Source organism: Type-D symbiont of Plautia stali (genome assembly GCF_001485335.1).
Taxonomy (GTDB): domain Bacteria; phylum Pseudomonadota; class Gammaproteobacteria; order Enterobacterales; family Enterobacteriaceae; genus Pantoea; species Pantoea vagans_C.
The window spans coordinates 1-13,165 of record NZ_BBOC01000028.1 but is presented as its reverse complement, the minus strand read 5'-3'; the positions used below and the strand labels follow the sequence as shown (position 1 = coordinate 13,165).

The window sequence follows — 13,165 nt, the reverse complement described above, 5'->3', positions numbered from 1 at the left end:
TCAGGCGCATACGATGAAGAAGAAAAGACCGGTATTACAGGACGTTGCCGATCGCGTCGGCATCACAAAAATGACCGTCAGCCGCTACCTGCGTAACCCCGATCAGGTCTCTGCGGCACTGCGCGATAAGATCGCCGTGGCGCTTGATGAACTGGGTTACATCCCTAACCGCGCCCCCGATATGCTCTCTAACGCCACCAGCCGGGCGATTGGTGTGTTACTGCCTTCGCTTACCAACCAGGTTTTCGCCGATGTACTACGCGGTATTGAAACCGTCACCGATGAAGCCGGTTATCAAACGCTGGTGGCGCACTTCGGCTATAACCCACAGAAAGAAGAGCTACAGCTACGTTCACTGCTGGGTTGGAACATTGATGGCGTGATCCTCACTGAGCGCACGCACACACCAGGCACGCTGCGCATGCTGGAAGTGGCGGGTATCCCGGTGATTGAAATGATGGATTGCGTCACGCCATGCCTCGATATGGCGGTGGGTTTTGATAACGTCGAAGCCGCGCGTCAGATGACGCATGCTATCCTGAAAAAAGGCCATTCTCACACCGTTTACCTCGGTGCTCGTCTTGATGAACGTACCCTGCAAAAACAGCAGGGTTACGAGCAAGCGATGCGTGAAGCGGGATTAACCCCGCACAGTGTGATGATGGAAGATGCCTCTTCATTTAGCGCCGGTGCACAGTTGCTGCGTGAAGCGCAGAAGCGCCATCCCAAAACCGACAGTCTGTTCTGTACCAATGATGACCTGGCCGTGGGTGCAATGTTTGAGTGCCAGCGCCAGGGATTACGCGTGCCTGAGCAGATGGCGATTGCCGGTTTCCACGGCCACGATATTACGCAAGTGGTCACGCCGCGCCTTGCCACGGTGTTGACGCCGCGTGAGCGTATGGGACGTGAATCAGCAGCAATGCTGCTGGCGCGGATTGGCGGTGATACCAGCGTGACTGAGCCACTGGATGTTGGGTTTGAAATTGCTGAAGGTGGCAGCATCTGATTTTGGCGATTATTTGAGTCAGTTCACACTTTCGTGCTTTTCCGCCTAACAAGGGTTGCCAGTCCTGCAGTGGGCTCCGACAATGATAATCAAATTTGTTATCGGTAACATTGGCAGGGCAACTGCCGGAGCGCAAAACAATGACTACGCCATCTCCATCGCACCACGTCTTTATCCTGATGGGCGTTTCCGGCAGCGGAAAGTCTGCTGTCGCTAACCAGGTTTCTCATCAGCTGAGCACCGCCTTTCTTGATGGAGATTTCCTCCATCCGCGCAGCAACATCATGAAAATGGCCGACGGTCATCCACTGGACGATAACGATCGTCAGCCGTGGTTGCAGGCACTGAATGATGCCGCGTTCGCCATGCAGCGCACCCAGGCCATTTCCATCATTGTTTGCTCGGCGCTGAAAAAGTCCTATCGCGACATCCTGCGTCAGGGCAATCAGAATCTTAAATTCATCTATCTGAAAGGTGATTTTGAGACGATCGAATCCCGTCTGAAAGCGCGTAAAGGTCACTTCTTTAAGCCGCAGATGCTGGTCACGCAGTTTGAAACCTTGCAAGAACCTGGGGCCGACGAGCCCGATGTACTGGTGGTTGATATTAATCATTCACTGGATGAAGTCGTTGCGGCCACGGTTGCGACCATTGAGGAAGCAATCAACAAGGGTTAGTGATGAGTACCGCAACGCTGGTGTTAACCGCAGCAGGCTCTGTCCTGCTGCTGCTGTTTTTGGTGATGAAAGCGCGTATGCACGCCTTTGTCGCCCTGATGTTAGTCTCGATTGGTGCCGGTCTGTTCTCTGGCATGCCGCTGGATAAAATTGCCGACACCATGCAAAAAGGCATGGGGGGAACGCTCGGGTTTCTCGCCATCGTGGTGGCGCTGGGCGCGATGTTTGGCAAAATCCTGCATGAAACCGGCGCGGTCGATCAGATTGCTATTCGTATGCTGAAAGCCTTTGGTGAAAACCGTGCTCACTACGCGATGGGGATCGCCGGATTGATCTGTGCGCTGCCGCTGTTCTTTGAGGTGGCGGTGGTGTTGTTGATTAGCATCGCTTTTGCGGTGGCTCGGCGTACTCAAGGCAATCTGGTCAAGCTGGTGATTCCGCTGTTTGCCGGGGTAGCGGCCTCGGCGGCTTTTCTCCTGCCAGGACCTGCGCCGATGCTGCTGGCTTCACAGATGCACGCGGATTTTGGCTGGATGATACTGCTCGGTCTGTGTGCGGCGATTCCGGGCATGCTGATCGCGGGGCCGCTGTTCGGTAACTTCATTGCCCGCCATGTCAGCTTCAGTGCGCCGCCCGAAGATCATCAACCAGAAGTGGAAGAGGGCAAGTTGCCGTCGTTTGGCTTCAGTCTGGCACTGATTCTGTTCCCGTTGCTGTTGGTCGGCCTGAAAACCATTGGTGCGCGCTTTACCACGCCGGATTCACGCTTGTATGAGTGGCTGGAGTTTATCGGCCATCCGTTCACCGCCATCCTGCTGGCGTGCCTGGTGGCGATTTATGGCCTGGCCTATCGTCAGGGCATGGATAAAGAGAAGGTGATGCAAGTGTGCGGCAGCGCACTGCAACCGGCGGGGATTATTCTGCTGGTGATCGGTGCGGGCGGCGTGTTTAAGCAGGTGCTGGTGGATTCTGGCGTGGGCCCGGTATTGGGCCACGCGCTGACCGGTGCCGGGATGCCGATTGCGCTGGCGTGCTTTATTCTCTCTGGCGCGATCCGCGTGATTCAGGGTTCAGCAACCGTTGCCTGTTTAACCACTGTCGGTTTAGTGATGCCGGTGATTGAGCCGCTGCACTACAGCGGCGCGCAGCTGGCGGCACTGTCGATCTGTATCGGCGGCGGTTCAATCATTATCAGCCACGTGAACGATGCCGGGTTCTGGCTGTTTGGCCGCTTTACCGGTGCGACCGAAGGTGAAACGCTGAAGACCTGGACGCTGATGGAAACCATCCTGGGCACCACCGGTGCGATTGTCGGGATGATCGCGTTCAGTTTGCTGTCGTAATATTTTCCAGGTGCGCATGAATGCGCACCCTACAAAACCCACATATTTCCGCCCGTAGGGTCGCCATTTATGGCGACCTTGCCGAACACCGCAACCAGCTGATGGCGCCATTAATGGCGACCTGGCCGTCAATCCTCTTCCCGCTCATCATCCGGCTGGTCCAGCACCGTATACGCCACCGCGCAGAACAGCGAATTCAGGCGCTTCATATCCCCTAATAACCCCAGATGCAGTGAACTGGTTTCAATGCTCTGCACGTTCTGTTGATGCAAGCGCTCAACGTGCGCATGTGAGAAGCGGCGAATCAGAATGCGAAAACGGTGCTTGGAGCGACGCAGACGTTTCGCGCTGGTGATGTCTTTAGATAAAAACACCGACAAGCTGAGGCGAAGGTTATTCACCACCTGCTCTTGTAGGGTATTCAATTCCTCCAGTCCTTCCGTCGAGAAGGCGCGGCGGGCGTGCAGAGATTTATCCGCCACGTCCGCGCACATGCGTTCGATGATGTCACCTGCCTGTTCAAGGTTTAACGCCATCTCAATGATCTCTGCCCAGCGGCGAGAGTCTTCCTCGGCGAGGTCTTCTTTTGGCATGCGCGCCAGATAAAGTTTGATCGCGGTATACAGCACATCGACATCATCATCCAGACGCCGCACGGCGCGCTCTTCACGCAATTCGCCGTGCACCACTTTATTGAACGATTCCATCATCTGTTCCACCACATCGCCAATACGCAGCGTTTCGCGTGAGGCATTAGCCAGCGCCAGCGCGGGGGTATCCAGGGCGCTGCTGTCGAGGTGTTTCGGTTTTAAATGGGTCTCATTGTCTGGGTCGTCTGCGATCATCCGTCGGCACAGTCGCGCCATCGGTTCGGCAAACGGCACCATAATCAGACAGCGAATCAGGTTGTAGAAGACGTGGAAGAAGATCACTAACTCTTCATCGTTCACCGGCAGTTTATCCAGCACATCGGCAACGTAATTCACCAACGGCAGAATCGCCAGGCTGCCAATCAGCTTAAACAGCAGGCTGCCGAGCGCGACACGCTTGCCTGCGGCATTTGAGCCACTGGCGTTAATCATCGCCAGTAAGCCGCTGCCGAGGTTGGCCCCAATGACCAGACAGAGCGCGACTTTGAAAGAGATCACGCCTGCCGCCGTGAGTGTCGCGGTAATCAGCACGGCAGCGAGGCTGGAATAACTGATGATGGCAAACACCGCACCGATCAGTGCATCCAGCATGATGTCGCCGGTCAATGTTGAGAACAGCACCTGTACGCCAGCCGCTTGGGTGATGGGCTTGGCAGCGGCGACAATCAGTTGCAGCGCCAGCAATATCAGCCCCAGGCCAATCGCTGCGCGGCCCATTTGTCCGGCACGCGTCTGCTTACGACTGAGGAAAAACACCACGCCAAAGAAGATAAACAGCGGCGAAAGCCAGGAGAGATCGAAGGTCAGTATGCGCGCCATAATAGCGGTACCGACATCAGCGCCGAGTACCACCACCAGCGCGGGGGTGAGACTCACCAGATTCTGCGCCACAAACGAGGTGACGAGTAAGGTGGTGGCGTTACTGCTTTGTACCAGCGCGGTAACGCCAATGCCCGCGAGGAACGCCATCGGCTTCCTTTCCACGCTGCGACTGAGCACGCGCCGTAAATCGGCACCGTAAACGCGCATAATGCCGGTACGCACAATGTGCGTGCCCCATACCAGCAGGGCCACGGCAGACAAGAGATTGAGTAGGGTTAACACGTTGGCTGGCTCCTCTTCCGTCAGGCTGTAATCATGCGGTTAGCCGCCTGACGGTGAGCGCAACCGGGACAAATTTCTGCCGCGTTGCGTTGCCAATTTTTCGTTAAATTTAAGCGACCTGGCGCAACGTCGACATCTCTAACTGTAGACCAATTTGCATGCCAGCAGGGTGCAAATCTGCCACGCTGCGGTTCAGCACATCGACCGATAACTCGACATTGTTCGCTAAAACACGATAGCGGATCACGTTACCCAGCAGACTGTGGCTGATGATGGTGGCTGGAATCCCCTCCTGTGGTGCACTCAAGCGGATCGATTCAGGGCGAATCGCCACCTGGCCGCTAAAGGTCTGTCCGGTGAGTTGCGTCGCCTGTTCGGCACTCAGCAGGTTGTAGTTGCCGATAAAACCGGCGGCAAACAGGTCGGCAGGCTGAGTGTAGAGCGCTTCAGCATTGCCGTTTTGCACGATTTTGCCACGGTTCATCAACACGATACGGTCCGACAGCGTCAGCGCTTCTTCCTGATCGTGGGTGACGAAAATGGTGGTGAGCTTCAGCTCCTGCTGAATATGGCGAATCTGTTCGCGCAGATGGCGGCGAATGCGAGCATCAAGGGCGGAAAGCGGTTCGTCCAGCAACAGCAGGCGCGGGCGCGTCACCAGCGAACGCGCCAGGGCCACGCGCTGGCATTGACCACCGGAAAGTTGATGGGGATAGCGGCGGGCGAAATCGGTGAGTTCCACCAGCGCCAGCGCTTCCATCACACGCTTTTGGATATCGCTGCTGCCCAGCTTTTGCATTTTCAGGCCGAATGCCACGTTCTTCTCGACCGTCATATTGGGGAACAGCGCGTAGCTCTGGAACACCATACCGATGGTGCGCTTCTGCGGCGGCAACGGCACGATATCCTGACCCTGCAACAGAATTTTCCCGCTATCAACATCGGTTAACCCGGCGATGCAGCGCAGCAACGTGGATTTGCCGCAGCCACTGGGGCCGAGCAGGGTCACAAACTCGCCTTCCTCGGCGCTGAAATCGATATTTTCAAAGATGCTGGTAGGGCCGTAGCTTTTGTTCAGCTGGGTGACGTTCAAATAACTCATGGTCAGCCTCGTTCAGGATTGAGGGCATTCGCCAGCCAGGTGACCAGCAGGACGACAGCAAAATAGGAGATCACCAACGCACTGGTGAAGTGGCCGCTGCCATTGCGCATGTTATAGAGATAAACCTGCAAGGTTTCATAGCGGGTGCCGACTAACAGGTTAGCGAATACAAACTCACCTATCAGGAAAGAGAACGACAGCAGTACCGCAATGAACACCCCTTTGCGCAGGTTGGGCAGCACCACAAACAGGGCGGCCTGCCAGGTGCTGGCACCCAGCAGGTGTGAGGCATCAATCAGCTCTTTTAGGTTGATGGCCTGCATATTGTTGGCGATAGCGCGATAGATAAACGGCAGGGCAATGGTGAAGTAGCAGCCAATCAGAATCCACGGCGTGCCGGTGATCATTAACGGCGACGATGAATAAAGCTGCAGTAAACCTACTGACGACACCACCGGCGGCACGGCAAACGGCATCAGAATCAGCACGTTCATCACCGCATCCAGTCTTGGATAATAGTAAGCGATTACAAACATCGCAGGCAGCACCAGCACTAAGGAGAACAGCAAAGCGCCGAAGCAAATCAGCAGCGAATGGCCGAGTGACGTCAGGAAACGGGGATCGCTCCACAGCGCCGTTAGCCACTTCAGGGTAAAGCCCTGCGGCAGAATGGTGTCGCTCCAGTCCGTGGAGATGCCATACAGCAGCGTCGCCAGCAGCGGCGCGGCCAGTATGATCAGCAGTAGCCAGATAATCAGGCGATGGTAAATTTTTTCCGCGCGAGACACGTTCTACTCCTGTGATTTCGCGTTGAGATAACTGCGGCGCACCAGATACTGCTGCACCACGGTAATCAGCGCCATGATCAGCACCAGTAGCATTGCCAGCGCCCCGCCGGTATTTGGGTCGAGTGAGATATCCCCTGACACCAGGGCGGCGATACGGACCGGTACCACATTGAAGTTGCCGGTGGTCAGCGCATAAATGGTGGCGTAGGCACCCAGCGCGTTGGCCAGCAGAATGACGAACGTACCCAGCAGCGCAGGGAACAGAATCGGTAAACCGATATGCCACCAGTAGCGCCAGCGGCTGGCACCGAGCAACGCAGCCGACTCTTCCCAGTCTTTGCGCAATCCATCAAAGGCGGGATAGAGCAGCAGAATGCCGAGCGGGATCTGGAACCAGGTATACACCAGCACCATGCCGTCACGGGAAAACAGTTTAAACCCTTCCAGCATGCCGTAATGGCGCAACAGCAGCGTCAGGCAGCCGTTCATCCCCAGCAAAATGACAAAGGCAAAGGCCAGCGGTACGCCGGCGAAGTTGCTGGTCATGTTGGTGAAAGACATCAGGAAGCGTTGAAAACGGCCTTCGCCCAGTTGATGCAGCGAATACCCGGCAATCAGTGAAATCAGCAGGCCGTAAATGCTCGACCAGATGGAGATGTCCAGTGACAGGCGAAACGCCTGCAGATAAAACGGCGAGGTGAGGATATCGCTATAGTTATCAATGCCCCAGCGCTCATTCATGTCGCTCCAGAAGCTGTTTATGGCAATCCATAACAACGGCGCGAGCTGGAATGCGACCCAGAAAATGGCGAACGGAATGAGCAACAGCGAGGCGAGGGTTTTGCCCTTCATTATTGCGGCTCCGCCAGCAGGCCACGGCATACCGGTTTATCATGTGGGACGCCAAGCAAAGAGCAGACGATTCCGCACAATTCGGTCTGCTGCGGTTCAAGGTCGGGCTGGCGTGAGAAGCCTGCGCCGAACACAAACAGCGGCACCTGCGTCTCTTCCGGCAGAATCCCGCCGTGCGAGCGGTCATCGTTCATGCCGTGATCGGCGGTGACAATCACCTGATAGCCTTCGGCGAGCCAGTTCGGCATCCATTGCGATAGATACCCATCGGCCATGCGTGCGCGGTTGCGGTATTGCGGCGATGACAGGCTGTGCTTGTGGCCAGCATCATCAATGTTCATCGGGTGGATCAATAAAAAGTCGGGAGCGTGTTTAAGACGCAAACTCTCGGCATCTTCAAACAAGTGCGAATCGGGATAACCGTCGTCCCAGTAGAAATGGCCGTACTGAATCGGCAGTTCAGGCGCGAGGGTGTGGCGATCGCGCGCGGCATTAAACGGAGATTGATTGTAAAGCTCACTCACCCAGTGATACGCCGCTGCGGCCGTGGTTAATCCGGCTGCACGTGCATAGTGGAAGATGCTGCGCTGGTTGCTTAAACGGTTAACGCCGTTATGAATGATTCCGCTATGCACCGGTGGAATCCCGGTAAGTATGCATTCATACAGCGGACGCGACAGCGAAGGCAGCTCGCAGGTTAAGGTGTAATATTGGCCGTTACCCTGTTTGCATTCCGCGAACAGATAGCCCATCGCATGCTGCGCCACCTGATTGCTCAGCCCATCCAGTACCACCAGGATTGTTTTCATTCCCGTTCCTTACCCGGTGCGCATTAATGCGCACCCTACGAAAACCACGCTGGATCGTCGTAGGGCTGCCATTTATGGCGACCGAAATGCGCTTAACTGACATGGATTACGCCATTGATGGCGCCCATGCAACCTGGTGCGCACGAATGCGCACCCTAATGTCTTACTGCTTCATATTAATGATGACGTTCTCTTGCCACAGACGCGGCAGCATTTTGGAGGTCTTATCCCATGCAGCCTGGTCTTTGATCGGACGGGCATTTTTATACTCAGACTGCGGCAGCAGTTTGGCCTGCACATCGGCTGGCAGGGTTAAATGCTCGGCACGAATCGGACGTGCATAGCCTTTTGCCAGGTTAATCTGACCTTCATCGGACAGGATATATTCACGCGTCAGCTTGGCGGCGTTCGGGTGTTTGGCGTATTTGTTGATGATGGTGGTATAGCCGGAAATCACCGAACCATCAGATGGGATCACCACTTCGTAGCGATTTTTGTCAATCTGATCGCGGTAGTTCAGACCGTTAAAGTCCCATACCACGGCAACCTGAATCTCGCCTTTCTCAATGTTGGCAATCACCGGATCGGTCACGCCCAAACGGCCTTCTTTTGCCAGCTCACCGAAAAAATTCAGCGCCTGTTTCAGGTTCTTCTCATCACCGCCCATCGCATAGTTAGCGGCCAGTACGCCGTTAGCCGCCTGAGCAGCGACGCCGACGTCACCGATAGTAACCACATACTTACCTTTCTTCAGATCGGCCCAGCTGTGCGGTGCATCTTTCACCTGCTGCTTGTCGATCAGGAAAGCGATGGTGCCGGTGTATGCCAGCATCCAGTTGCCTTCGCTGTCTTTCGCCCAGCTCGGGATCTGATCCCAGTGCGTAGGTTTATAAGGCTGTGCCAAACCTTTGGTGACCGCGATAGGGCCAAAGGCCGCGCCCACATCACCGATATCGGCGCTGGCGTTCTCTTTCTCTGCATCAAATTTCGCCAATTCCTGCGCAGACGACATATCAGTGTCGCTGTGCTTCAGGCCATATTTGCTGCTGATGTCATTCCATGTGTCTTTCCAGTTTGCCCAGCTGTCTGGCATACCCACGCTGTTGACTTGTCCTTCAGCACGCGCGGCTTTTTCCAGCGCGGCAAGGTCGTTATCGGCAGCGTGCGCGGCGGGCAGCGCAAGCAGTACGGCACTGGCTACTACAGAGGAGATAAACGCTTTCATCTCGGTTGCTCCGGGTGTAAGTTGTGGGACGTCTTGGTCTAGTCCAGCAAGAACCGAGCCAATTTAGCCCGATCAGATGAAGGTTTTATGACCATGGTGGTGAAATGTGGTGTGGCACGCAGCTCCACATGCGGATACGGCGCGCTAAAGCGTGGGATATGCTTGTCATATTGTAGTCATCGAACTGTCATAGTGCAGATATTGCACTAATAAGAGGCTGTAAAATGTCGTCGAAAACGGCGGACGTGATTGCCGCAGCACTGTGCGAACGTATTGAAAACGGTGAATTTGCCAGCGGCCGCCTGCCTGCAGAGCGGAACCTGAGCGAACACTACTCCACCACGCGCATTACGCTGCGTGAAGCGCTGGGCTTGCTGGAAGTGCAGGGGATTATTTATCGCGAACTGCGTCGCGGTTGGTTTCTGGCGCCCCCGCGGCTGGTCTATAACCCGGCTCATCACAGCCATTTTCATGCGATGGCCGCTGAGCAGGGACGGGTGGCGACCACCGAAGTGATTGAAGCGCGCGAAGTGCCTGCACAGCTGGCTATCGCCCGGCATTTAAATCTGCTGGAGGGTGACAAGGTTTATCGTATCCGCCGTTTAAGACGCATTGATGGCCGCGCGGTGTTGTACGTTGAGCATTACCTCAATCCGGCCTTTTTCCCCGGTCTACTGGATGAAGACCTCACGCGTTCCCTCACAGACCTTTACGATCAGCGTTACGGCATTCGTTACGGTGGCGCGCGTTTCACCATTCTTCCCGGACCGCTACCTGCACGAGCGGCACCCGCGCTGAATGTGGCCAGCGGGACGCCAGGTTTGCTGATCACCCGCATCAACCGCGATCGGCAGCGCAGGGTGATCGATTGCGATTGTGAGTACTGGCGCTACGACGCGCTCTGTGTGGATGTTGATGTGTAGCATATTGTGATTTCGATCACACTACAGCATGATAGCGCCAGAGAGTTCTCGTACGATAAGGCGCAAAAAATGACAACAAAATCAGCACCGGGGCAGCTTATTGCTTCGGTATTGCAGTGGGTTCTGAACATTGGCCTGGTGATTCTGGCCATCATCCTCGTGGTGTTTTTGGGGAAAGAGACGATTCACTTAGCCACGGTACTGTTCAGCACCGGCGAGCAGGCCTCTTCTTACCTGCTGATTGAAGGGATCGTCATCTATTTTCTTTATTTTGAGTTTATCGCGCTGATCGTGAAGTATTTCCAGTCGGGCTATCACTTTCCGCTGCGTTATTTCATCTATATCGGTATCACTGCGATTATCCGCCTGATCATCGTTGACCATAAAAATCCGTTCGATACGCTCTATTATTCGGCGGCGATCCTGATTTTGGTGATCACGTTGTGGCTGGCGAACAGCAATCGCTTGAAGCGCGAATAACATCTTCTTCCTGACGTGGCACAACCAACAGTGCCACGTCGGTTTCTCTGCGCTAAACTAGGGCAACTTTTTTTCCGGAGATGTCCTGATGTCGCATCAAGCGCTGCGCCAGTTACGCGCACTGCACTGGCTGCCAGCCTCTTCCCCCTTACTCTCGCCCCCATTACTTGACTGGTTGCTGGAAGAAGACTCGATGACGCGTCGTTTCGAGCAACATTGCCAGAAAGTCACGGTTCAACTGATCCGCGAAAGCTTTATCCGTGCCGACGAGATGGCGCAAGAAGCGGAGTTCCTGCCTGCCGACGAACGATTTTGGCTGCGTGAGATCGTGCTCTGCGGTGATGGTGAACCTTGGTTAATTGGCCGTACGGTGGTGCCTGAAAGCACGCTGAATGGCCCCGAGCTGATGCTACAAAATCTCGGCACCCGTCCGCTGGGGCGTTATTTGTTTGCTTCCTCAACCCTTAGCCGTGATTTTATCGATCCCGGTCAGGTAGAGGATTTATGGGGACGCCGTTCTCGCCTGCGTTTGTCGGGCAAGCCGCTGATGTTAACTGAACTGTTTTTACCGGCGTCGCCGCTGTATCGCGCGCTGGATCAAGGATAAAGGACTGTGGAAAAAACCTTAACCATGACCAAGTGGCAGGCCTATCGCCGCCTGATGCGCATTGATAAGCCGATTGGCACCCTGCTGCTGATGTGGCCAACGATGTGGGCACTGTGGCTGTCAGGCATGGCCGTGCCGCCGTTGTCTGTGCTGGTGGTGTTTGTGCTGGGTGTGTTTGTCATGCGTGCAGCGGGATGTGTCATTAATGACTACGCGGATCGCAAAGTTGACGGCCACGTTAAACGCACGGCTTCGAGGCCGCTGGCGAGTGGCGCGGTGACGGAGAAAGAGGCCAAGATACTGTTCGTGGTGCTCGGTCTGTTGGCGTTTGCGCTGGTACTGACCATGAATCGCATGACGATTCTGCTGTCATTTGGCGGCCTGGCGCTGGCGTGGGTTTACCCGTTTATGAAGCGCTTTACCCATTTGCCGCAGGTGGTTTTGGGCGCAGCCTTTGGCTGGGCAATTCCGATGGGATGGGCGGCAGTTAGTGAGTCCTTACCACTTGTTTGTTGGCTGGTGTTCTTTGCGAACATCTGCTGGACAGTGGCCTATGACACCCAATACGCGATGGTCGATCGTGATGATGACCTGAAGATTGGCGTGAAATCTACGGCGATTCTGTTTGGGCGTTACGACAAGCTGATCATTGGCTTGTTGCAGCTGGCGACGCTGGGCCTGATGGCGCTGGTGGGTTGGATGCTGAGTCTGAATGGCGCGTTTTATTGGTCATTGTTGCTGGCGGGTGCTTTATTTGTGCATCAGCAAAAGCTGATTGCCCAGCGCGAGCGCGATCCCTGCTTCCAGGCGTTCCTGAATAACAACTATGTGGGTTTGGTGATGTTTATCGGGGTGTTGCTGAATACCCAGCCGTTTATTGATCTGTTTTGATGTAGAGGCGCACCCAGGTGCGCCTCTAACAGGCATTACTCGTGAGTAACCGCACTTTCAATGGTCAGACGCACATCGCTGGTAACCAGCTCTGCCAGCATCTGCCACATGATATGAGTACGCTCTGCATCGGCATCACCCGAATCACTGATGTACCCTTCGTCACGCAGTGACAGCACTAAGGTCGTGAAGACCGCTTTATCGAAGAACTCCGGTGCGTTAATGCCGTGCAGCACCGACAGACGTTGAGCCAAAGTTCGGCTCTCTTTCTCCAGCGTACCGCGGTTAATCGTCGGCTTGGCACTCAGAATGGCAAAGGTAATCGCAAAACGTTGTAAGGTTTCGCGGATACCGGCTGCCAGCAACTGCAGTGAACGGTGACGCGCAGGGTTCATGCGCAGCTGACCTTCCTGCAAGGTAATCAGCCCTTGTCGCACCATCTCAGCACTGAGTGCGTTCAACAGTGCTGGTAGCTCGGCGTTATCCCAGCGCAGGAACAGTTCACTCTTCAGCATCGGATAGACCAGGCTGACCTGTCGCAGCAGTTCCGCTTCATCGACTTCGCGATGCTGCTGCACGATGGCGGCAATCAGCGATGGCATCACCAGCATGTGATGGATGTTGTTGCGATAGTAGGTCATCAACACCGCTTGTTCGCGCGGCAGAATAATGATGTCGCCAATGCTGTCCTTTTCGGTCTCAAAC

The 13,165-nt window shown here is 55.2% G+C and carries 13 protein-coding genes and 1 pseudogene; 7 read left to right on the top strand and 7 right to left on the bottom strand.

What is annotated here, in order from left to right:
- The first annotated feature begins 13 nt into the window (after positions 1–13).
- The 3 genes from gntR (at position 14) to gntU (ending at position 3,029) form a co-directional block, all read left to right on the top strand.
- Positions 14–1,009, top strand: coding sequence for a gluconate operon transcriptional repressor GntR (gene gntR / locus PSSD_RS10935; protein ID WP_039331691.1), 996 nt, complete (start codon positions 14–16; stop codon positions 1,007–1,009).
- 140 nt (positions 1,010–1,149) lie between these two features.
- Positions 1,150–1,686, top strand: a complete 537-nt coding sequence (gene gntK, locus PSSD_RS10930; RefSeq protein ID WP_038649722.1) for a gluconokinase — start codon at positions 1,150–1,152, stop codon at positions 1,684–1,686.
- 2 nt (positions 1,687–1,688) lie between these two features.
- Positions 1,689–3,029 carry a gluconate transporter gene (gene gntU / locus PSSD_RS10925; protein ID WP_039331688.1) on the top strand — a complete coding sequence of 447 codons (1,341 nt, stop codon included), beginning with the start codon at positions 1,689–1,691 and terminating at the stop codon, positions 3,027–3,029.
- A gap of 128 nt (positions 3,030–3,157) precedes the next feature.
- Here gntU and PSSD_RS10920 read toward each other — a convergent pair whose 3' ends face one another.
- The 6 genes from PSSD_RS10920 to PSSD_RS10895 form a co-directional block, all read right to left on the bottom strand.
- Positions 3,158–4,783: a Na/Pi cotransporter family protein gene (locus tag PSSD_RS10920; protein ID WP_058972260.1), complete on the bottom strand. Its 1,626-nt coding sequence runs from the start codon at positions 4,781–4,783 to the stop codon at positions 3,158–3,160.
- A 109-nt stretch (positions 4,784–4,892) separates the two neighbouring features.
- Positions 4,893–5,885 carry an ABC transporter ATP-binding protein gene (locus tag PSSD_RS10915; RefSeq protein WP_039331684.1) on the bottom strand — a complete coding sequence of 331 codons (993 nt, stop codon included), beginning with the start codon at positions 5,883–5,885 and terminating at the stop codon, positions 4,893–4,895.
- Between the two features lie 2 nt (positions 5,886–5,887).
- Positions 5,888–6,673 (bottom strand): ABC transporter permease, encoded by a 786-nt coding sequence (locus tag PSSD_RS10910; protein ID WP_058972259.1) that lies wholly within the window; start codon positions 6,671–6,673, stop codon positions 5,888–5,890.
- A 3-nt stretch (positions 6,674–6,676) separates the two neighbouring features.
- Positions 6,677–7,525 carry an ABC transporter permease gene (locus PSSD_RS10905; protein ID WP_058972258.1) on the bottom strand — a complete coding sequence of 283 codons (849 nt, stop codon included), beginning with the start codon at positions 7,523–7,525 and terminating at the stop codon, positions 6,677–6,679.
- The gene (locus tag PSSD_RS10900; protein WP_058972257.1) at positions 7,525–8,334 is read right to left on the bottom strand and encodes an alkaline phosphatase family protein; all 810 of its coding nucleotides are present in this window, start codon (positions 8,332–8,334) and stop codon (positions 7,525–7,527) included. The genes PSSD_RS10905 and PSSD_RS10900 overlap by 1 nt, the downstream gene beginning before the upstream one ends.
- 163 nt (positions 8,335–8,497) lie before the next feature.
- The gene (locus tag PSSD_RS10895) at positions 8,498–9,559 is read right to left on the bottom strand and encodes an ABC transporter substrate-binding protein (RefSeq protein WP_058972256.1); all 1,062 of its coding nucleotides are present in this window, start codon (positions 9,557–9,559) and stop codon (positions 8,498–8,500) included.
- A gap of 224 nt (positions 9,560–9,783) precedes the next feature.
- On the opposite strand from PSSD_RS10895, the gene PSSD_RS10890 reads away from it, so the two are divergent.
- The 4 genes from PSSD_RS10890 to ubiA all read left to right on the top strand — a co-directional run bounded on the left by PSSD_RS10890 (position 9,784) and on the right by ubiA (position 12,460).
- Positions 9,784–10,482 (top strand): UTRA domain-containing protein, encoded by a 699-nt coding sequence (locus PSSD_RS10890; RefSeq protein WP_039331678.1) that lies wholly within the window; start codon positions 9,784–9,786, stop codon positions 10,480–10,482.
- A gap of 69 nt (positions 10,483–10,551) precedes the next feature.
- A complete protein-coding gene (psiE, locus tag PSSD_RS10885) occupies positions 10,552–10,962 on the top strand; it encodes a phosphate-starvation-inducible protein PsiE (protein ID WP_039331675.1) in 411 nt (136 codons plus the stop codon).
- Between the two features lie 88 nt (positions 10,963–11,050).
- Positions 11,051–11,569, top strand: coding sequence for a chorismate lyase (ubiC, locus tag PSSD_RS10880; protein WP_058972255.1), 519 nt, complete (start codon positions 11,051–11,053; stop codon positions 11,567–11,569).
- A 24-nt stretch (positions 11,570–11,593) separates the two neighbouring features.
- Positions 11,594–12,460, top strand: coding sequence for a 4-hydroxybenzoate octaprenyltransferase (ubiA, locus tag PSSD_RS10875; RefSeq protein ID WP_201023809.1), 867 nt, complete (start codon positions 11,594–11,596; stop codon positions 12,458–12,460).
- A 35-nt stretch (positions 12,461–12,495) separates the two neighbouring features.
- Here ubiA and PSSD_RS10870 read toward each other — a convergent pair.
- Positions 12,496–13,165, bottom strand: a pseudogene (locus PSSD_RS10870) (glycerol-3-phosphate 1-O-acyltransferase PlsB); the annotation flags it as partial.